This window comes from Xanthomonas sp. NCPPB 1754 (assembly GCF_041475725.2).
Lineage (GTDB): Bacteria > Pseudomonadota > Gammaproteobacteria > Xanthomonadales > Xanthomonadaceae > Xanthomonas > Xanthomonas euvesicatoria.
In genome coordinates, this window is sequence record NZ_CM192982.1 from 5,025,876 (window position 1) to 5,047,477 (window position 21,602).

General features: G+C 67.1%; 15 protein-coding genes. 5 read left to right on the forward strand and 10 right to left on the reverse strand.

The annotated features are described in order from the left end of the window. The first annotated feature begins 58 nt into the window (after window positions 1-58). The 3 genes from ACCQ15_RS21545 (at window position 59) to ACCQ15_RS21555 (ending at window position 2,810) form a co-directional block, all read left to right on the forward strand. Complete coding sequence (locus ACCQ15_RS21545; protein WP_042774040.1) at window positions 59-679, forward strand: glutathione S-transferase family protein; 621 nt, start codon at window positions 59-61, stop codon at window positions 677-679. A gap of 119 nt (window positions 680-798) precedes the next feature. Then, window positions 799-1,179 carry a hypothetical protein gene (locus tag ACCQ15_RS21550; protein WP_008573095.1) on the forward strand — a complete coding sequence of 127 codons (381 nt, stop codon included), beginning with the start codon at window positions 799-801 and terminating at the stop codon, window positions 1,177-1,179. Between the two features lie 215 nt (window positions 1,180-1,394). Beyond that, window positions 1,395-2,810: an amino acid permease gene (locus tag ACCQ15_RS21555; RefSeq protein ID WP_011349201.1), complete on the forward strand. Its 1,416-nt coding sequence runs from the start codon at window positions 1,395-1,397 to the stop codon at window positions 2,808-2,810. Between the two features lie 89 nt (window positions 2,811-2,899). Here the strand turns inward: ACCQ15_RS21555 and ACCQ15_RS21560 are convergent, their stop codons facing one another. The 10 genes from ACCQ15_RS21560 to ACCQ15_RS21605 form a co-directional block, all read right to left on the reverse strand. Further along, complete coding sequence (locus ACCQ15_RS21560) at window positions 2,900-5,374, reverse strand: GH92 family glycosyl hydrolase (RefSeq protein ID WP_372381061.1); 2,475 nt, start codon at window positions 5,372-5,374, stop codon at window positions 2,900-2,902. A 231-nt stretch (window positions 5,375-5,605) separates the two neighbouring features. Then, complete coding sequence (locus ACCQ15_RS21565) at window positions 5,606-8,539, reverse strand: TonB-dependent receptor domain-containing protein (protein WP_372381062.1); 2,934 nt, start codon at window positions 8,537-8,539, stop codon at window positions 5,606-5,608. A gap of 668 nt (window positions 8,540-9,207) precedes the next feature. Next, window positions 9,208-9,597, reverse strand: coding sequence for a DUF2628 domain-containing protein (locus tag ACCQ15_RS21570; RefSeq protein ID WP_008573104.1), 390 nt, complete (start codon window positions 9,595-9,597; stop codon window positions 9,208-9,210). 108 nt (window positions 9,598-9,705) lie between these two features. Continuing rightward, window positions 9,706-11,454 carry a sensor domain-containing diguanylate cyclase gene (locus ACCQ15_RS21575; RefSeq protein WP_029820551.1) on the reverse strand — a complete coding sequence of 583 codons (1,749 nt, stop codon included), beginning with the start codon at window positions 11,452-11,454 and terminating at the stop codon, window positions 9,706-9,708. Window positions 11,455-11,566: 112 nt separating this feature from the next. After that, on the reverse strand, window positions 11,567-12,757 hold the full coding sequence (locus ACCQ15_RS21580; protein WP_372381063.1) for a sugar diacid recognition domain-containing protein: 1,191 nt from the start codon (window positions 12,755-12,757) through the stop codon (window positions 11,567-11,569). Between the two features lie 234 nt (window positions 12,758-12,991). After that, a complete protein-coding gene (locus tag ACCQ15_RS21585) occupies window positions 12,992-14,161 on the reverse strand; it encodes a glycerate kinase (protein WP_031425264.1) in 1,170 nt (389 codons plus the stop codon). Window positions 14,162-14,186: 25 nt separating this feature from the next. Then, the gene (locus ACCQ15_RS21590) at window positions 14,187-15,497 is read right to left on the reverse strand and encodes an MFS transporter (RefSeq protein ID WP_372381064.1); all 1,311 of its coding nucleotides are present in this window, start codon (window positions 15,495-15,497) and stop codon (window positions 14,187-14,189) included. 469 nt (window positions 15,498-15,966) lie between these two features. Then, window positions 15,967-17,220: a dipeptidase gene (locus ACCQ15_RS21595; RefSeq protein ID WP_008573114.1), complete on the reverse strand. Its 1,254-nt coding sequence runs from the start codon at window positions 17,218-17,220 to the stop codon at window positions 15,967-15,969. Between the two features lie 280 nt (window positions 17,221-17,500). Beyond that, complete coding sequence (locus tag ACCQ15_RS21600; protein WP_003482258.1) at window positions 17,501-17,821, reverse strand: hypothetical protein; 321 nt, start codon at window positions 17,819-17,821, stop codon at window positions 17,501-17,503. A gap of 122 nt (window positions 17,822-17,943) precedes the next feature. Beyond that, the gene (locus ACCQ15_RS21605) at window positions 17,944-19,110 is read right to left on the reverse strand and encodes a class I SAM-dependent rRNA methyltransferase (protein ID WP_008573115.1); all 1,167 of its coding nucleotides are present in this window, start codon (window positions 19,108-19,110) and stop codon (window positions 17,944-17,946) included. Between the two features lie 264 nt (window positions 19,111-19,374). On the opposite strand from ACCQ15_RS21605, the gene ACCQ15_RS21610 reads away from it, so the two are divergent. Continuing rightward, window positions 19,375-20,331, forward strand: a complete 957-nt coding sequence (locus ACCQ15_RS21610; protein WP_372381065.1) for a TerC family protein — start codon at window positions 19,375-19,377, stop codon at window positions 20,329-20,331. Window positions 20,332-20,737: 406 nt separating this feature from the next. After that, entirely contained in the window at window positions 20,738-21,526 is a 789-nt protein-coding gene (locus ACCQ15_RS21615) for a rhomboid family intramembrane serine protease (RefSeq protein WP_372356591.1), read from the forward strand. Window positions 21,527-21,602 lie beyond the last annotated feature (76 nt).

A 21,602-nucleotide genomic window follows, 5' to 3' on the forward strand; every position in this document is an offset into this window, starting at 1 on the left:
AGGCAGCACGGATCACCACCGCCAACGGCCGGCCATCACGCGCATCACCGAGGAACACATGCTGGAGATCTACGGAAAGCCGAGCTCGATCAATGTGCGCAAAGTGTTGTGGTTGTGCGATGAGCTGGGGCTGGACTACACGCTGCATGCCTATGGCAGCGGTTTTGCGTCGGTGCAGACGCCGGAATTTCGCGCACTCAACCCCAATGCGTTGGTGCCGGTCATCCGCGCGGGTGAACTGGTGCTGTGGGAATCGAACACGATCTGCCGCTACCTGGCCGCGCGCAGCCAACGCGATGATCTGCTGCCGGCCGCGCCCGCCGCGCGCGCATTGGTCGAGCAATGGATGGATTGGCAGGCCACCGAACTCAATACCGCCTGGCGCTACGCATTCATGGCCACCGTGCGTGGCAGCGCCGCGCATACCGATGCGCAGGCGATTGCGGCGAGCGTGGAGCAGTGGAACCGCCACATGGCGATCCTCGATGCGCAGCTGCAGCGCGGCGGTCCGTTCGTCCTGGGCGCATGCTTTACGCTTGCCGACATCGTGCTGGGGGTGTCGACACAGCGCTGGGTCGCCAGCCCCATCGCGCATGCGGCATTGCCTGCGGTGGCGGCGTATTACGCACACTTGCAGACACGCGCCGGATTTCAGCGCCATGGCTGCACGGCACCGTGATGCTGCATGTCGCCTTTGTGCGAAGCGAACCAGACCACCGAAGCGATGCATGCAGCACGCTCGCACTGCATTGACCTGGGCATGGGTAGGGTGAGGGTCTGCTTTTGCGAGACTTGCCGATGACCACTGCCACCAACCAAACCCGCCTGCTGGCGCTTGGCCTGTTCGTTTTTCTGGGCACCTTCGCAGCGATCGTCTGGTACCTGATGCGCCCCTACGGCACGGCGTATTTTTTTCCGGTGCATTTTCTGATCGGAGCGGCGTTGCCGTTTTTGATCTACGCGATCGGCGGAACCCGGCTGTGGTTCTGGATGGGCATGGGCATCACCGCGTTGGTGCTGCTGTGGTTCAACCTGTGGGGCCATGACGCCAATGGCGCGGCGCCGCGGGTGCTGGACTGGAGCCACTTCGCTGCCGGTGTGGTCGGGCTTGCCGGTGCCTGGGCGGTGCAGCTGATCTATCGCAACGCGCGCCCGCCGCATCGCGCCTCGATTGAGTGAGCGGCAGTGTGGTGGGCGAACGCGTGCCGTCGATCGCGCACGCCGTGATGGATGGTGGTGCTTGGCCAAGGATAGGCACGATGCGCCGCGCATGAGTTGATGCCATCGCGTGCCCGCCTTGCCCGGGCATAGCCACCGCATGACCTTGGACCGATAGCTTTGCTGCGCTGCGTTGGGCGACACTCGCGCATTCTTTTGATTCCTGCGAGGTCCGCATGTCGTCTTGGCTCAGGCGCAAATCCATCGATCAGGTCACCGTGCACGAGACTGGCCGGCAACTGGTCCGCAGCCTGAGCTGGCCGCATCTGATCGCGCTGGGCATCGGCGCCATCGTCGGTACCGGTATCTACACGCTGATCGGCGTGGGCGCCGACAAGGCCGGCCCCGCGGTGCTGCTGTCGTTCGTGGCGGCCGGCATCGTCTGCGCCTGCGCGGCGCTGGCGTATGCGGAGATGGCCACGATGATGCCGGCTGCCGGCAGTGCGTATACCTACAGCTACACCGCGCTGGGCGAGAGCATTGCCTGGGTGGTGGGCTGGAGCCTGGTGTTGGAATACTCGCTGGTGGTCAGCACCGTGGCGGTCGGCTGGTCGGGCTATTTCGTCGGGTTCCTGCAATGGCTGGGAGTGGGCTTGCCGCATGAACTCATTGCCGGGCCGCATGCCGGCGGCATCGTGAACCTGCCGGCGGTGGTGATCACCTTCCTGGTGGCTGGCCTGTTGATGGCCGGCACCAAGGAAAGCGCCACGCTCAATGCGGTGCTGGTGGTGCTGAAGATCATCGCGCTGGGCGTGTTCGTGGCCATTGCGCTGCCGGCCTTCAACAGCGCCAACCTGCAGCCGTTCATGCCGTATGGCTTCTCCAAGGCAATGGGTCCCGATGGCGTGGAGCGCGGCGTGATGGCAGCGGCGGCCATCATCTTCTTCGCGTTCTATGGCTTCGATGCGATTTCCACCGCCGCCGAAGAAACCAAGAACCCCGGACGCGATCTGTCGATCGGCATCGTCGGTTCGATGATCGGCTGCACCTTGATCTATGTGCTGGTGGCGCTGGCGGCGGTGGGTGCGATGAGCTTTACCGTGTTCGGCAAGAGCCCCGAGCCGTTGGCGCTGATCCTGCGCGAACTCGGCCACGGCAAGGCGGCCCTGGTGATCGGTGCGGTGGCGATCATTGCGTTGCCGACGGTGTTGCTGGCGTTCTTGTACGGGCAGAGCCGCATCTTCTTCGTGATGTCGCGCGATGGCTTGTTGCCGCGCGGCCTGTCCAAGGTCAATGCACGCACCGGCACGCCGGTGGCGATCACGCTGTTCACCGCGGTGCTGGTGGCAGCACTGGCGGGCGTGGCCCGGCTGGACGAAATCGCCGCATTGGCCAATGCCGGCACGCTGGCCGCATTCACCGCGGTGGCGGCCTGCCTGTTGGTGTTGCGCGTGCGCGAGCCCGGCCGCGCGCGCGCCTTCCGCACGCCGCTGGCGTGGGTGGTGGGACCGGTGGCGATCGGCGGCTGTCTGTACCTGTTCTGGAGTTTGCCGAGCAAGACGCAGGTCTGGTTCCTGCTATGGAATGCGCTGGGCGTGGTGGTGTACCTGGCATATGGGCGACGCAATAGCCGGTTGAATCAGGCGGGCTGAGCGTCCTTCTCTCTCCAAGGCACGCGCGCCAGTAGCGCGCAAGCTGTGCCTTTTCGCCCCGCAGGGAGAGGGCTTCAACCGCCGTGGTGTTACTGCGCCTGAGGTGTGGCGCAGAATGAAGTGGGCAATGCATCCGCTTGCGTACCCCAGCCTTGGGTGGGCGCCTGCGGGGTGAGCGCAAACGACAGCGTGCCGCCCTGCTGCAGCTGCGCCCAATCCAGGAACACCTGCGGCTGCGGCTTTCCATTCCAACGCACGCTGTCCACGTATTGCAGCGCGCGGCCGTTGGCGCCGGGCGCGTCGATGCGCAGGCGCTTGCCGTTGCCCAGATTCAGCGTGACCCGCTTGAAACGCGGTGCATGCAGCAGGAATTGCCCGCTGCCCGGCACTGCCGGATACAGGCCGAGCGCGCTGAACAGATACCAGGCCGACATGGTGCCAAGGTCGTCGTTCCCGGTGACGCCGTTGGGCGCATTGGTGAACAACTGCTGCGCGGCGCGCACCACGGTGGCGGTCTTCCACGGTTGCCCGATCAGCGTGTACATCCACGGTGCGTGCAGGTCCGGTTCGTTGTTGGGGTTGTAGCGGTACTGGTTGTAATAGCTGTACGGGCCGACCACCCAGTGCGTGCGTGCGGCAGTGAGCGGATCTTTCAGTAGATCGTCGTAGGCGAAGAAGGCGTCCAGGCGTTTACCGGTGTGTTCGCGGCCATGCATGGCCTGCAGCATGCCGGGGATGTCCTGCTGCACCAGCCACTGGTATTGCCAGGCAGTGCCTTCGTGGAAGCCGTGCTCGGAGCGTGGGCTGTAGCGATCGTCGGATGGCGCATACCAGCTGCCGTCTTCCAGCCGCGGGCGCGGGAAGCCGGCAAAGCCGGTCTCGGTATCGCCCACATCCGCATCCCAGACGCGGTGCCAGTTGCCGCCGCGTTTGCGCAGCTGCGCGCTGTCATCGCCGTGGCCCAGCGCTTGCGCCATCTGTGCGAGCGCGCAATCGGCCAGCGCGTATTCCAGCGTGGCCGAGCCACCGTGATGCGGGTCCACGTCCATGCCCTTGGAGGGAAACGCACGGTCGTATTGCACGAAGCCGTTGGCCAGATAGTTGGCATTGCCCGAGCGCCCGGCGTGGCGCGAATTGATCGGCGGCTGGCCGAAGGCATTCTGGCGCAGCGCTGCATACGCCTGCGCCTCGCTGCCCTGCAACGCGCCGAAGCGCCACAGATCCACCAGGAACGGGGTGACCGGGTCGCCGGTCATGATGTTGGTGTCGTAGTTGGCATAGCCCCAACGCGGCAGCCAGCCGCCTTGCTGCTGGATCGCCAGCAACGAGCGGCCGATGTCGCGCGCGCGCGTCGGCTGCAGCAGGGCCAGCAGCTGGTTTTGCGAGCGATAGGTATCCCACAGCGAAAAATACTCGTAGTAGGTCCAGCCATCGGCGCGATGGATCGCATCGTCGTAGCCGCGATAGCGGCCATCGGCATCGCTGCCGGTCAGCGGCTGCAGCAAGGCGTGATACAGCGCGGTATAGGCCACGGAACGCTCGTCGTTGCTGGCGCCTTCCACTTGCATGCTGGCCAACGCATTGCGCCAGCCCTGCTGCGCGCGCTGGCGCATCTGTTCAAGACTCAGCAGTTTGCCGCCCTGCATGCCATCAGCACGCAGGTTGCTGCGGGCGCCTTGCGCATCCACATGCGAGATGGCGCTGACCACGGTCACCGCACGCGCGCGCTTGTCTTTGCCCAGCGGGAAGCTGAGCCAGGCGCCGTTGGGTTTGAGTTCGCCGCCCATGCCGTGACGCGCGCCGGGCACACCGCCCTCTTCGCCCCAGACGCCATGCGCGGTGAACGGGCGATCGAATTCCAGCCGGAACCAGGTGGTGTATTCGTGGCCGCCGCAGAAACTCTGCGTGGTCAGTTTGCCCTCGACCACGCGGTCGCCGACGATCTGCACCTGGCTGCCGATCACCACATGGCGGTCGTTGGCCTGCGCCACGTTGACCAGCACATGGCCGGTGTCGGCGCCCGGCGCGAAGGTGTAGCGCTCGGTCGCGGCGCGTGTCAGCGCGCTGGCTTCGGCGTCGATGCCGCCGTAATCGGTGAGCCGCACCTTGTAATAGCCGGCCTGGCCGACTTCGCCATCGTGCGTGTAGCGCGCGGCATAGCGTTTCTGGTCGAAGGCCTTGGCATCGTTGGTGTCGAAGTCGCCGCCAGGGCCGATGCGGCCGGTGACCGGCAGCACCGAGACCTGGCCGCCCTGCTCCCAGCAGCCGGCGCCGGACAGGAACGAATGGCCGAAGCCCCGAATGCTGGGGTCGTCATAGCGCCAGCCGGCGTAGTGCGCGCCGATCGGGCTGACCTGGATCAGGCCGAATGGCGCCGAGACGCCCGGATAGGTATTGCCGTCGTCCTTGCTGCCGATGAAGGTGTTGACCTGCGCCGGGTCTTGCGCGGCCAGCGGGCCAGACATGGCCACGCCAAGCAGGCACAGACCGACCGCGGCGCGGCGCCAGAACGGCGTGCGCGCAGCACGCGCGGTGGAACGGTTGGGCGGTACGACTGACAGCATGCAGAACCCCTTGGGGGAGAGGGCGGCCAAAGCCGCAGGTAGAAGGCGCGTGCCCGCCGCTGCGATGCGCAGCGACCGACGCACGACACGTGCGCGCAACACGAGACACCAAGGCGCCGGCATCGTCGTGCGTTTTGGCCGTGCCCGGAATCGGCAGGCATCTTGCGTGCCCGGACGATGCCGCAAACACCACCTGTCCATATCCGACGCACGCGTCGCCGATTGCGCGCTTCAAAAATCGAACACGTATTCTGCCGCGATCTCGCGCCCGACCGGGCTGAACAGGCGGCTGTTATAGAACTCGTAATCGAGTTTGTACGGATCCTTGTGGTTGTAGCCGGTGCTGTTGAAAACGTTGTTGACGTACAGGTTGAGCTTCATCGCCGGCGTGATGCGGTAGCCGACATTGATATTCCAGGTGATCGCCGGGCCGATGCGGCCGTAGTACTTGCGGGTGCTCTGGCCGAAGGTGGGGCTGGCCGGATCGGTGTCGGTGCAGTTGGCGCGGTCGTCGGGCACGTCGCCATCGGCGAACGGCACGCAGCCGCCGGGGTTGTCCAGCCGGTCCAGGCCCCAGTGCGAACGCACGCCCGGCACCGCGCCGACGCGATCGCCATAGACGGTGGCATTCCAGTTGCCGTACAGCCAGCTCACGCTGCCGCGCAGCTTGCTGCGGATATCGCGGTCGCGACGCTCGGGATTGGGGTCGGTGCGGTAGGTCTGCTCGCGCATCGAGCGCAGGTTGGTGTAGTCGAGCCCCATCTGGAAATCGCCGACACCGGTCTTGAGCTGGTAGCGCGCCGACAGGTCGATGCCGCTGACATCGCGCTGGGCCAGGTTGATCGGCCCGCGCTCGATGGCGGTGATGGCGCCGGCCGCATTGCGCTGCACGCGCGCCAGGATCGAGGCGCAGTAATCGGCGCCGCCCGGGTTGGACCAGGCCTGCCCAGGCGTGATGGTCAGCCCGGTGCGGCAGCCGGCCTCGTCGCGCAGGATGGTGGTTTCATCGATGTCGCGGATCTCTTCTTCCAGATGGATGCGCCAGAAGTCGGCGGTCAACGACAGGTTCTCGAACGCATCCCAGACAAACCCCACCGTCCAGGAATTGCCCAGTTCCGACTCCAGATCCGGGGTGCCGCGGCGATTGATCGCGAAGGGATAGGTCACCGCGGTGTTGTCGCCGGTGCAGTTGTTGATCTGGTAGGCACCGCTGGCGATGCAGCGGTACTGGTCGAGCGTGCGCACCTGCGCCGAGCTGGGTTGTCCTAGCAGGTAATGCATGTCCGGGGCGCGGAAGCTGGTGGCGTAGCTGCCGCGCAGCAGCAGGCTGTCGATCGGCCGCCACTGCAGGCCGGCGCTCCAGGTGGATTCCTTCTGGGTGCCGATGTCCAACTGATCGGCGGCGTCGTTGAATGCGGTGTAGTCGCCATAGCGATCAAAGCGGCCGGCCAGGGTGGCGGTGAGCGTGGCGGTCAACGGCACGCCGAACTCCAGGCCGCCCGAGTAGCGGGTGCGCTCGCCGCCGCCGCGGTCGACGTTCTGCACTTCGTAATCGACATTGGCACGCGGGTCCGGATTGAGCCGATACCCTTGCTGGGCCGCTTCCAGCACCGCGGCGAATTCGACCGGTCCGGCCCAGCCCTCGAACAGCCGACCGCTCAGGCTGAGCGCTCCCTGGTTGACCCAGGACGCGGCGCGGTTGACCGAATGCGCGCCGATCTGCGCGTACTGGCCTGGCGTCAGCGGGGTCCACCAGCGCGCGCGGTCCAGCGTGTAGGCCGGCAGCCCGTCCACCGTGCCCTGCTGCGGGCCCAGGAAGTAGTCGTTGGCGCGCTGCCAATCGACCGTGGAAATGCGCTCCTGTACCCGGTAGTACGAGCGCCCCAGCGAGGCTTCCCAGTCGAAGCGGCCGTCGGCCAGGGTGCCGCGCAGCCCGGCGCTGATGTCCCAGGAGCGCTCGCGATTGCGGTTGCGCAGGCCGGCCTGGCTGCCGACCTCGCTGGCGGTGAACTGGCGCACGCCGATCAGCTGCTGGCCGCTGGCGGTATCGTAAAAGGCCGGATAGTCCAGCTCGGCCGGCAGTTGCACATAGGGCGGCGAGGTGCCCCATTGCGCTTCGGAGTCGAACACCGCCAGGTTGGTCCAGGCCTGTACGCCGTTGCCGAACTCCCAGGTGCCGTACAGATACCCGGACAGGTCCTTGCCGCCGCTGCGCAGCAGCCATTGGCCGTAGTCGGCGCTCAGCCCGCACAGCTGGCCGGTATTGGTGGTGACGCCGGTATTGCGGTTGTAGAGCAGCCGGTCGGCCAGGTAGTACTCGCCGCCGAACTGATCGCAGGCACCGGGCGGCGGCGCCTGGCGGGTGCCGGTGGCATTGTCGATCAGCGCAATGCCGCTGCTGGGGCGAAACCCCACCCGCCGCTGTTCGGTGGTCCAGGCGCTATAGGGCGCATCGCTGGCGTCGTCCATCTGCGGGCGATCGCGGCCGAACAGCGGGTCGCGGCTGGTGTACTGCAGCGCGTAGGTCACGCTCCAGTGGTCGCCGGTGCGCCCGCCGGCCCAGGACACGTCGGCGGTGTCGCGGCCGCCCTCGGTGGAGGTGCCGCCGCGCATGCGGAACTGATCGCCGCTGTAGTTCTGCTTGAGGATCACGTTGACCACGCCGGCGATCGCGTCCGAGCCGTAGATGGCCGAGGCGCCGCCGGTGAGCACTTCCACCCGGTCCACCGCCGCGGCCGGGATGTTGCTGTAGTTGGAAACGTTGCTCTGGCCGTTGTACGGCAACGGGTAATCGGCCACACGGCGGCCGTTGACCAGCAACAGGCTGCGGTTGGGGCCGAGGTTGCGCAGGTTGAGCGGGCTGGCATTGGGCGTATGCGAGCCCCAGCTGACGTCCGCCTCCACCGTGCCGATGGCCTGGTTGAGCGTGCCGAGCATGTCGTAGACGGTGGTGAAGCCCTGGGCGCGGATCTCGTCGGCGCCGATGATCTGCACCGGCGCCGGGCCTTCGGCCTGCACGCGCTTGATGCGCGAGCCGGTGACGGTGACCGCGTCCAGCTGTTGCGGAGCGGGGGTCTGCTGGGCCAGGCCAGCCAGGGGCGACAGTGATGCGAACAGCAGCGCCTGCGACAGGCGGGTGTGGCGGCAATGGCGGAAAGCGGTCATTCAAGCGTCTCGTCGAGGGTAATGGTGCGACGGAAAGACAACGTCTTTTCAAACACTTGCGGGCGATTGGCGCGCTTGGATCGATCTAAAACCAGCAGGGCGGTGTGTCATGTGTTGGCAAAGATTAAGCATGCGGCAGCACCCACACCACGCCGCGACGCAACAATCCTGGCGGGCTCAAGCGCATCTTCGAGGTAGAGACGTCTTTTGGATCAATGGTTTGGAGTATCGGACCCAAACGCCTTGCCAGCTTCGCTAACGGATGAGCCCGGCTGTGACTTCCGACGCTGCCCGGATGGCAGTTGGTCCTGCACCCATTTCCAGGGCCAAACGCCGTTGCGCCAGCCGTGGCGCTGCCGGATCGGAGGGTGCTCTGCGCCGACAACCCCGCTCGCAGCGTGCGCGGGAGGCTGCCCAGCACGCATGGCCGTGCAGCGAGGCCTATTCTCAAATCCTGGCGTTGCTGCGATCGCGTCTGTGCCTGCGCGGCATGAGTCGCGTACGGCGAGGATTGGATGTGCTTCTCCCGCGATCCTCTGCCATCTGGCATGCAAAGGATGCCCACACGTTTGTCCTCAGGTCGGCGCGCTTGGCCCACAAAAAAGCCCGGTCACAGGACCGGGCTTGGCGGCAGGGCGTCGGTGGGGGGTCCGCGGCCCGACGGTGGCTTACCAGCGCATGCCTTCGAACGGGTTGAAGCTGGTGCTGCCCTTCACCTTGTCTAGGTAGTAGGCGTAGTTGGCGCTCATGCCGGCCAGCAGGGCCAGTGGAATGCTCAGCGCGTTACCGATCGATGCGGGCAGGAACGAGGCTACGATGCCGACCACCAGGCCGACGCCGATCAGGCCCAGCGCCTTGCGCCACAGGCCCAGGATGAAGAAATAGATGAAGCCGAAGAACAACGCGTAGAAGTTCATGCCCACCTTGAGCTTCTCCCCGAACGGCAGGGTCTTGAGCGCCTCTTTGTAGGCAGGGTCCCTGGGACCGCCGTGACGGTCGAAGAAGGCGAAGCGGAATTGCCACTTGGGGCTGAGCTGGGTGCGATCGAAGGTATCCATTCCAATCCATGTAGTTGTAAACGTTTACATGATAGGCGATCGCGTATTCATCGGCACGCGTTCCCGCCGGTCACCTGGGTCCGGTGCAGCTTTCGGGTGTACGCAAGCTCAGCGCTGGTCGCTGGTGCCGGTGCCGCGGCGGGCGCGGCGCAGCGAGTACAGCGAGTGGTCGGCGCGATCGACCACCGCCGCCAGCGCTTCGCCGTCCTGGCGCAGGGCGGTGCCGAGGGTGAAGCGGATCGGCGCGTCCTCGATGGCCCCCATGTAGTCGCGCGTCAACGCATCCAGCTGTGCCTGGGTGGCCTGGTGCAGCAACACCAGGAATTCGTCGCCGCCCAGGCGTACCAGGCGGTCCTGGGTGCGCAGCGGCTGGTTGAGGAACCATGCCATCTGCACCAACACCTCGTCGCCGCGTTGATGGCCATGGGTGTCGTTGACCAGTTTGAACTTGTCCAGGTCCACCACGATGCAGCCCCAGCGCACGCTGGGGTCGCGCTTGTCCAGTTCGTCCAGGAAGCGGCGGTTGTAGCAGTTGGTCAGCGGGTCGGTGAACGACCATTCCAGCAGCTGCTTCTCCTGCCGGTACTGGTTGGTGATGTCCTGGGCATGCGCCAGCACCACCGTGGCGTCGGATTCCACGTCCAGCACGTTGTGGTACTGCCAATGGCGCAGGCTGCCGTCGCCGGCCACCAGTTCGATCACTCCCGAATCCTGGCCATCGAGCACCATCCGCGAGAGGTACCCGCGCAAGGCGGCGTGGCGCTCGGGGCGCACGAATTCCACCAGCGAGCGGCCTTCCATCTGCTCGACGCTGCGGCCGAGCGAGCGTGCGGCGGCCGGGTTGATGCTGACCAGCCGGCCATGCATGTCGTGGGTGCAGATCAGGCCCAGGCTGTACTGGAACATCTTGCGGAACTTGCGCTCGCTGGCGGCCAGCGCGTCCACCGCCTGGTGCCGGTCGGTCACGTCCTGGACCGCACCGATCAGGCGCATGCGCCCATCCACGTGTTCCACCGAGCCGGTGCTGTGCACCCATAGCCGTCGCCCGGTGGCGCTGGTCAGCGGCAGCTCCAGATCCCAGGACGTGCCGTCCCGCACGCAGGCTTCGACCGCTTCGGTGATGACCGCGCGCGCTTCCAGCGGATAGAAGCCGATCGCCTCGGTCAGGCTGGGCCGGTAACCGGGCGGAACATCGTGCAGGCGGCAGGTCTGGTCCGACCAGATCAGCGTGCCGCTGGCCACGTCCACCTCCCACCCGCCGACCCCGGCCACCCGGCCGGTGCGCTCCAGAAACGCTTCGCTCTCGCGCAGCCGCTGCTGCAGCTGGGCATTGGCCGCCTCGCGCTCGAGCATCACGCGGCGTTGCTCCAGGCCTTCGGCGGCCACCCTGGCCAGTTGCTGCAAGGCCTGCAACTGCGCCGGCTCCAGCGCGCGCGGGCGCTGGTCGATCACGCACACCGTGCCCATGCGTAAACCATCCGGCAGCACGATGGGGGCGCCGGCGTAATAACGGATACCGGGCGCATCGGTGACCAGGGCGTTGTCGTGGAAGCGTGGGTCGGCCGGCGCGTCGCGCACTTCCATCACCGCATCGCCCTGGATGGTGTAGGCGCAGAACGCCAGCTCGCGTGGGGTTTCCGAAACCCCCGGCAGGCCGATGTTGGCCTTCCACCACTGCCGATGTTCGTCCACCAGCGAGACCAGCGCGATGGGGGTACCGGCGATCGCCTGCGCGGCAGCGGCCAGCGCGTCGAAGAACGGCTCGGCGGCAGTGTCGACCACCTGCAACAACGCCAGACGTGCCAGGCGCTGGGCCTCGCTAGACGCAGATGACACGACGGTATCGCACTGGTTCAACGGAGCGCTCGCGGCCGGGCAATCCGCGCAGTCTAGCGGACTGCGCATACCAGCCAAGGCGGCGTTCCGTGCGCCACTGCACAGGGCAGCGTTGCGGCGGTTGTGGCGCCGCTCAGTCGGGGGCGTGCGCGTCGGTGTTCGGCGTGGTTGCGGCGCTGTCGTGGCGCATCTGCAGCGCCAGGTACAGGCGCATGCAGTCGTCGGTGTTGCCCAGGTCCACCGCGCACAGTTCCTGGATGCGCTGCATGCGGTAATCCAGGGTGTTGCGATGAATGCCCAGCGTCTTGGCGGTGGGGGCCATGCGCATGCCGGCGCCGAACCAGACCGACAAGGTCTTCAGCAACTGACTGCGACGGTCCTGCGCCAGCAGTGCCTGCAGCGGCTTGCGCAATTCCTCGGCCTGCCAGGCCTGGCGCAGGTCGTCCACCAGCACCGGCAGGCGGTAATCGTCGTAGAAGAAGGCGTCGGCGTGCGGGGTGCGCGCCTTGCCGATGCGCATGGTGGTGCGCGCGATCTGGTGCGACAACGCCAGGCCGTTGGACTGCGGAAAATACTGGCCCAGGGCCAGCCGGATCCGCAGCCGGCTGCTGGCGCGCATGCGCTCGAGCAGGCTGTGCGCGCGACGGCGTTGCTCCGCCACGTCCCAGTGGCCACGCCGGTCCAGTGCCGGCTTGAGCACCACCAGCTCGTTGAGCGCGGTGGCGGCGATCAGGTTGCCGCGCTCGGGCGTGGACAGCAGGGTGTGCAGGCGCTGCAGTTCCACCAGCATCGCGTCCAGGTCCAGGCTATCGCTTTCCACTTCGATCACCGCGGCCACGCGCGGCAGGTCCAGCGCGATCCCGAGCCGCTCGGCCCAGCCGGCCAGCGCCGGGGTCGGGCCCTCGGGCCGGATCAGGCCCAGCGTGACCTCTTCGCGCAGGCGCGCGTCGCGTGCCAGCAGGCGCAGCAGCCCGGCCTGTTCCAGCATCGCTTCGGCGGCCATGCGCACCAGCTCGGCCTGTTGCCCGATGCGCTGCGGGTCGCCGGTCAGCCCGACGCAGCCGACGATGCGGCCCTCGGCGATCAGCGGCAGGTTGACGCCGGGGCGCACCGCATCCAGCTGCTGCGCCAGGGCGGCATCGATCTCCACCCGGCCCTGCCGGGACAGCACCAGCAACGCACCTTCGTGCAGCTGGCTGATCCGCGCCGGCTCGCCGCTGGCGATGATGACGCCGGAGTGGTCCATCACATTGACGTTGCCGTCGATGATGGTCATCGCGCGGTCGACAATGGACTGCGCCAGGGTGCGGTCGAGCGTGAGCATGGGCGGGGGTCTGTTGCCGCGATCAGGAGCGGTCACGGTGGCATGTTCGCTTCGCGGATGTTCGGCAGGTGTGTGACGGGAGCAGTTGCGGCCGATGCCCGGGATCGGTGCGAAGAACGCTGACCGCCTTCGCGCGGATCGGTCGCACATGCAGTGGGCGCGCACCCTGTCCAGGAGGCTGGCCCGAACGCGAGCGCGGGCGCCCCGCCCCTCCGAGCCACCCGGGCACTGCCGTCAGCCCCGCTCGCGCCCCGACCCGACCTGTGCCAATGCCCCGCCCAGCTGCAGCGCCGCAGCCACATTGCGGGCGGCGATGCGCACGTTGCTGGCGGCTTCGGCCAGCGCCTGCTCCACCGTGCAGGCGCGATGCACCACCGCAAACATCGCGTCGATGCCGTGCCCATGCAGCAGCGCGGCGCCGTTGCCCAGGCAACCGGCGATGGCGATCACCGGCTTGCTGTGTCGTTGCGCCACCCGCGCCACGCCCACCGGGGTCTTGCCGTGCAGGCTCTGGCTGTCCAGGCGGCCTTCGCCGGTGATGACCAGATCGGCCTGGGCGACCAGGGCATCCAGCCCGAGCGCCTGCGCGACGATCTCCACCCCGGGCCGCAACTGCGCACCCAGGTAGGCCACCAGCGCCGCGCCCAGGCCGCCGGCCGCACCGCCGCCGGGCAGGTCGTGCAGGCGCAGTCCCAGGTCGCGTTGCAGCACATCGGCGTAGCGCTGCAGGTTGCTGTCGAGCTGGCGCACCATGCTGGGGGTGGCACCCTTCTGCGGGCCGAATACCGCCGAGGCGCCGGTCGGGCCGATCAGCGGGTTGTCCACATCGCAGGCCACTTCGAACTGGCAGTCCTGCAGCCGCCGGTCCAGGTCCTGGGTATCGATCCGCGCCAGCGTCGCCAGCGCGCCGCCACCGGGGCCGATCGACTCGCCCTGCGCATCCAGCAGCCGCACGCCCAGCGCCTGCGCCAGGCCGGCGCCGCCGTCGTTGGTGGCGCTGCCGCCGATGCCGATGATGAAGCGCCGCGCGCCGGCATCCAGCGCGGCCAGGATCAACTCGCCCACGCCCGCGGTACTGGTGCGCAGCGGCGCGCGCTCGGCCGGCGGCACCAGTGCCAGGCCGCTGGCGGCGGCCATTTCGATCACCGCGGTACGGCCGTCGCCGGTCAGGCCGAAGAACGCCTGCACCGGGGTGCCGAGCGGGCCGCTGACCGTGCAGTCGATCACCCGCCCGCCGGTGGCCGCCACCAGCGCATCGACCGTGCCTTCGCCGCCATCGGCGACCGGCACCTTGCGGTACTGCCAATCGGGGAACACCTCGCGGAAGCCGGCCTCGATCTGGGTGGCGACCTCCAGCGCGGACAGGCTTTCCTTGTAGGAATCGGGGGCGATGACGATCTTCATGGGCACACTCGCTGGGACGGACGCATCACTGGTTCACCGCGCGTGCCGGCACCCGCAGCACCAGCGCGGCGCCCAGCAGCATGGCCCCGGCCAGCACATACAGCGCCAGCTCGGTGCTGTGGGTGGCGTCCTTGATCCAGCCCACCAGGTACGGGCTGACGAAGCCGGCGACCTGGCCGGTGGAGTTGATCAGCGCCAGCCCACCAGCGGCGGCGGCGGCGGTGAGAAAGCCGTTGGTCAGCGGCCAGAACAGCGGCAAGCCGCTGACCGCCCCCATCGTGGCCAGGGTCATGCCGAACAGGGCCAGAGCCAGGTTGTCGGTGACGCTGGCGGCGATGCACAGCCCGGCCGCTCCCATCAGCAACGGGAGTACCAGGTGCCAGCGGCGCTCGCAGCGGCGATCGGCCGAGCGGCCCATCAGCACCATGAACACCGCCGCGGCCAGGTACGGGATGGCGCTCATCAGGCCGATCCGGGTGGGGTCGGTGACGCCGCTGCCCTGGATGATCGACGGCAGCCAGAAGTTGATCGCATACACCCCGCTCTGGATGCAGAAGTACACCGTGCCCAGCAGCCACACCGCCGGATTGCGCAGCACTGCGCCCAGCGAGGTGGACGCGCCGGCCGGCTTGCCTGCTTCGTCCTCGGCCAGCACGCGTGCCAAGGCCTGTTTTTCCCGCGGGTTGAGCCAGCTGGCCTGTTGCACGCCGTCGCTGAGCAGGAACCACACCCCGATGCCCAGCAACACGGTCGGCAGGCCCTGCAACAGGAACATCCATTGCCAGCCGGCCAGGCCGCCCTGCCCGGCCGAGAAGTGATCCAGGATCCAGCCGGACAACGGCCCGCCCAGCACCCCGGAGATCGGGATCGCCGACATGAACACGGTCATGACCCGGCCATGCCGGGCACGCGGGAACCAGCGGGTCAGGTACAGCACGATGCCGGGAAAGAAGCCCGCCTCGGCCGCACCGGTGAGCAGGCGCAGGGTGTAGAACCCGGCCGGGGTGCGCACGAACAGCAGGCAGGTGGAGAGCAGGCCCCAGCTGACCATCATGATCGCCACCCAGCGCCGGGCACCGATGCGCTGCAGGATCAGATTGCTCGGCACCCCGCAGGCCAGGTAACCGATGAAGAAAATGCCCGCGCCCAGCCCGTACACGGTCTCGCTCATGCCCAGGTCGCCCAGCATCTGCAGCTTGGCAAAGCCCACGTTGACCCGGTCCAGGTAATTGAACAGGTAGCAGACGAACAGGAACGGGATCAGCCGCCACAGGATCTTGCGGTAGGTCGGACCCATGTCATCGGAGGGCGGCAGGGGCCGGGTGGCTTGGGTCATCGCACGCTCCAGCAGTCGGAAGGCCAGCCGGTGGGCAGTGCGGCAGCACCGACACCAGGCAGGTGGTCGACGCATTCTAGATTGAGCGTTTTCCCGGAATCATCGTCAGGGTGTTGCCTGTCTGCGGGCTGACACGCGCAAATTTTCGTGCAAATGCCCAAATCAACTGCAACCGCTCCCGGCGTGTGCCGGGTTCGGAACGCAACAGCCACCATGCTGTTGGTGCAGGGCTGGCCGCCCCGATGCAGCGACGGCGCCCCGTGACCCACCGCTTGGCTGACACCTAGCGGCGCACTCCGCGCGCGCCCCAACCAGCCCATCCGGCGAAAGAGCCCGCGGCAGCAACGCTGCCTCTACCCCAGCCCTGCACCCACAACCAAGCCGGCGGCCAGCACCCAGCCCCACACGACACACCGCCTCGGCTTTGCGAATCCCGATTCCCGAATCCCGAATCCCTGGTCCCCCAGCACTACCTCCCCACTCCCGATTCCCGTTTCCCGGCCGCATACGCCTGCGCCTGGCCCATCACCCGCAACAGGTTGCCGCCCCAGATGCCGGCGATCTGCTGCTCGGTGTAGCCCTTGCGCAACAGCCACGCGGTGATGCGCGGCAGGTCGGAGACATCTTCCAGGCCCACCACCCCGCCACCGCCGTCCCAATCCATGCCGATGCCCACGTGCTCGGGCCCGACCACTGCCAATAAGTGCTCAAGATGCGCGAAGAAGTCTTCTTCGGTGGCGCGCTTGATCGGGTAGCGCGCATCCAGCTCCTTCAGCGCGGCGCTGAGCTTGGTACCGTCGGCGATCTTGACGTGCTCCCAGCCGCCGTATTGGTCGGTGAGAGCCTTCTCGGCGGCCTTGCGCTCGGGGCTGGCGCCGCTGTCCACCAGGTAGCCGCCGTAGGAATTGACCTGGATCACCCCGCCATGCGCGGCCAGCACCTTCAGGCGCGCATCGTCGATATTGCGCGGGTGGTTGTAGACCGCGCGCGCACCGCTGTGCGAGAGCACGATCGGCACCGGCGACAGCGCGATCAACTGGTCGAACACCGCATCGGAGGCATGCGATTGATCGATCACGATGCCCAACGCCTGCGCCTGTTGCACCAGCTGTTTGCCGGCCGGGCTCAGGCCGTTCCACTCCGCGCCCTTGGGGTCGGTGGCCGAGTCGGCGAACTCGTTGTTGAGAAAGTGCACGGTGCTCATCAAGCGCAGCCCCTGCGCGTAATAGAAGCGCAGCAAGGTGGGGTCGGCTACCAGCGGGCTGGCGTTTTCCATGCTGATGTACACCACGCGCTTGCCGGCGGCCTTGATGCGCGCGGCGTCGGCCGGCGTGGTGGCCAGTGCAAAACGCTGCGGTTGCGCGGCCACCAATGTGTGGATCTTCAGCAGGCGCTGCAGACCGGCATCGCGATCGTCCAGGTGCGCGGCTGCACTGCGATCGCCCTGCCCGGTGTAGACCGCCCAGAACCCACCATCCAGCGCGCCTTCGACCATGCGCGGGTAATCCACCTGGGACAGGCGGTTGCCGGCATGCGCCTGCAAGACGTCGAAGTCGGCGCGTTCCAGATTGGCAGGCGTGTCCAGATGCGAATCCAGCGTGACCAGGCGTTTCTGCAGGGCAGTCGCGCGCGCCAGTTCGGCCTTGGAAAACTCCAGCGCATGTGCGGGCAGCGCAGCGGCCAGCAACAACGTGGCAGACAGGCAAAGCGAACGCAGGTGCATGCGATCTCACAGGCAGTGGGGGTGAGCCGATCATAGCGGCTGGCTACACGCACTGCGGCCACACGTGGGACGCTGCAGCGCTGCGGTCGATCCGCGCGGCGTGGCGTGCGATACGCGCGATGCAAGCGCAGTTCTGCGGCGATGCCGATGGCGTGCGCACGCGCGATGCTGTCGAGCGACGCCGCCATGCCGGCAACCACGGCGCGGGCGGCCGCTCGTCGTTGCAGATCGGTTTGATCTGCCTGGCAGCGCGCGCAAACCGCCTCGCGCGCTATATCGCTCAGTCGTCCAGTTCTGCCAGACGCGCGCGCACGCTGTCCACATCGATGTGTTCGCGCACATGCGGCCATTGCCGCGCCCACACCGAACGGAACACGATCCACGCACCGAACACGCCCAGACAGGTCGAGCCCAGCGCCAGCAGCAACGGGTGCAGCGGCGAACCGTCGCCAGTCTGGAACAGATACATGAAAGCCCCGGAAAACAGCAGCCAGACGCCGAACACCGGCCAGTTGCTGGCCAGCAGGCTGGCATTGGGCCGCTCGATCTGCCGCAGCAAGCGGCGCAGGGCCTTGCGTTCGTCTTCGTCGCTGGAGGTCATCGGCTGCCGGCTCCTGGTTGCATGTCTGCGTTGACCTACTGCTGGCCGGCGATGGCATCGCGCCGCGAAAGACGCCCGCTGCCTGCCACACGGCAGCGGGCGTCTTTCGCCGCAACGCGCTGCTACATCACCCGGCAGAACACCGCTTTCAGATAGCGCGATTCCTGCACGTGCGCCATGAACGGATGATCGGGACCGGCACCGGCCACCTTCAGGATCTGGATGGTGCGCCCGGAGAAATACGACGCGCGCCGCAGCATGTCCAGGAACTCCTGCTCGGCGACCAGGCCGGTGCACGAGAAGGTGGCAAACAGGCCGCCCGGCTTGACCACGCCCAAGGCCAGCTTGTTCATGTCCAGGTACTTCTTCAGCGCCGGAATCACCTGATCGCGGTCGCGGGTCATCTTGGCCGGGTCAAGGATCACCACATCGAACTGCTCGCCGCGGTTGGCCGCATCGCGCAGCCACGGAAAGATGTCGGCCTGCACGAACTTGGGCCGCACGTTATTGAGCTTGGCGTTGCCCTTGGCAATGGCAATCACGTCTTCGTCGATGTCCACGCCCAGCACTTCGGCCGCACCGCGCGCGGCGGCATACACCGCAAAGCCGCCGGTGTTACAGCACAGGTCCAGCACGCTCTTGCCTTCGACCTGCTCGCTCAGCCACTGGCGGTTGTCGCGCTGGTCGGCGAAAAAACCGGTCTTGTGCGCACCGGCCGGGTCGGCGCGGAACTTGATGCCGTGCTCGGTGATCACCGCCGCTTCGGTGGTGGTGTTGCTGTGGAAATCGAAGCTTTCCTGCTTCTGCACATGTTCGTCGGCAAAGCTGTGGAAGCGGCAGCCGGGGAACTGTTCGCGCAGCGCCTCGTAGATCCATTCGCGATGACGGAACATGCCGGCGGCGAAGAACTCCACCACCACCAGGTCGCCGTAGCGGTCCACCACCAGGCCGGACAGGCCGTCGCCCTCGCTGTGCACCACGCGCCAGGCGTCGGACACGCCATCGAGCTTGAGCCAGTCGCGGCGCAGGCTCACTGCCGCGGCGATCTTGCGCGAGAACCAGCCCGCATCCACCGGTACCGACTGGTCGGTTTCCAGGATGCGCACGGCAATGCGCGAATGGCCGTTGTAGAAGCCGCGGCCAATCCATTCCCCATCCACGCCGACCACATCGACGATGGTGCCGGGCTTGGGCTTGGCGGCGGGCTTTTCCACCAGCTTCTGGAAGATCCACGGGTGGCTGGAGCGCCAGGCATTCTTGAGACGGACGACGGGGACTGGAATATTCATCGGCCCATTGTATCCGGCTGGATTGACGTGCCTGCGCCGTGCACGCAGAATCGGGCGCAGAAGGGGAGTAGCTCCCAGCGTTGTCGCCGTCATTACGAGCCCGCCATGTGCAGCGCTCCGGTGCAACGGCAACCGGCCCGGCCGGTTGCGAGCGAGACCTTCGCCGCGCAGGCGAAGGTCCGTCACCCGGAATCCACGATTTCCGTGTCACAAGGCCTCAGCCCGCCGGCTGTCCAGGCCGCTTTCACTTTTTTCGGGATTCTTATGCAAACCATGGGCAACGTGTGGTTATGGGGTGGCTTCGCGGTGGTGGTGATCGCCGCGCTGCTGATCGATCTGGTGCTGATGCGCCACGGCGGCGCCCACAAGGTCACCTTCAAGGAAGCCACCTGGTGGAGCATCGGTTGGGTGCTGCTGGCGCTGGCCTTCAATGCCGGGCTGTGGTGGTACCTGCAAGGCAGCGTCGGCGACGCCCAGGCCGACCAGATCGGGCTGCAGTTCCTCACCGGCTACCTGGTGGAAAAATCCCTGGCGGTCGACAACATCTTCGTCTTCCTGATGGTGATGACCTACTTCGGCGTGCCCGAAGAACAGCGCCAGCGCGTGCTGATCATCGGCGTGCTGGGTGCCATCGTGCTGCGCGCGATCATGATCTTTGCCGGCTCGATGCTGCTGGCCAAGTTCCATTGGCTGCTCTACGTGTTCGGCGCGTTTCTGCTGCTGACCGGCATCAAGATGTGGTTCTCCGCCGGCAAGGAGCCGGATCTGGAAGCCAACCCGGTGCTGCGCTGGATGCGCGGGCACCTGCGCCTGAGCCCGCAGTACCACGGCAACCTGCTCAGCGTGATCAAGGACGGCAAGCGCTGGTTTACGCCGCTGTTCGTGGTGCTGATTTTGATCGCGGTGATCGATGTGATCTTCGCGGTGGACAGCATCCCGGCGATCTTCGCGATCACCACCGACCCGTTCATCGTGCTCACCTCCAACGTGTTCGCGGTGCTGGGCCTGCGCGCGATGTTCTTCCTGCTGGCCGGCATGGCCGACCGCTTCCACCTGCTGCCCTACGGCCTGGCGGTGATCCTGGTGTTCATCGGCATCAAGATGATGATCATCGATCTCTACAAGATCCCGGTGCTGGTGTCGCTGGGCGTGGTGGTGGCGATCCTGGTCGCCACCATCGTGCTGAGCCTGCTGCGCCCGCCCAGGCCGGCCGGGCACTGAGGGGCCGGGATTGGTGGTTCGGGAATCGGGAATCGGGAATCGTGGCGCAGCCTGCACTGCTGGCAACCATGCGCACCGACCATCTCGCCAGGTCCTTGCCCGCCCACCGTCGCGGGACCTTGAGCGGCATGGATGCCGCGCCAGAGCTTACAAGGACGTACTTGCAGCGTGTCCCGCGATGGTGGGCGGGCAAGGGCCCTGCAGCCAAGCTGCAGATCGGCCGGAAGTGGACTTTGCAGATGGCGGATGGCGCGGCACGTGCGGTGCCGCGCCTCATCCACTTGCGTCATGCGCGGCAGACGACGCCAGGATTCGGCGGCGGGATTGGATTATCCCGCCGCCGGGCCTGCTTATCCCGAGTTTGAGAGGCTTGTAAAAAAACCCGCGTGACGCCATCCGTGAAGGTATGACACCGCATCCTGTTGCCGCCGCCGACACCACCGCCCAAGCTCGCCTGGATCGTTCCCGGGTCTTGCGCGCCTTCAATGTGAGCCTTGCCGCCGTGCTGCTGCTGGTGGCGGTGTTCACCGCCCAGGGCATGTTCGACTGGCGCGCCTGGGCGGTGGCACCGCTGCAGGCCGACGGCCTGCGCGGCATCCTCACCGCACCGCTGCTGCATGGTTCGCTGGCCCACCTGGGCGCCAACGCCGCGGCGCTGCTGATCCTGGGCACGCTGGCCGGCAGCGTGTATCCGCGTGCCACCGTCATGGCGCTGCCGCTGTTGTGGCTGGGCTCGGGCCTGGGCGCTTGGCTGCTGGGCGAACCCGGCAGCCGGCATCTGGGCGCCAGCGGCGTGACCCACGGGCTGATGTTCCTGGTGTTTGTGCTGGGCCTGCTGCGCCGCGACCGCCCCGCGATCGCCACCAGCATGATCGCCTTCCTGTTCTACGGCGGCATGCTGATGACCATCCTGCCGCACGAAGCCGGCGTGTCCTGGCAATCGCATCTGGGCGGTGCGGTGGCCGGCCTGATCGCCGCCCTGCTGCTGCGCCTGCGCGACCCGCAACAGGCCAAGCCGCGCTACAGCTGGGAAGACGAGGACGAAGACGCTGCCTGGGAGGTGAGCAACTCCGAACACGCGATGCTGGAACCGCCACCGCCGCGTCAGGTGCCGGTGCTGTGGCAGCGCCAGGACGATGGCTCGCAGAGCGTGGTGCTGCATTTCCCGCCGCGCGAACGGCCGCCGGGTACCTGAGACGGATCAGGCAACCACGACTCGGTCGATCGCGCTGCGCTGCCCTGCGTGGGCGCGTGCCTGCGCGCGACGGGCT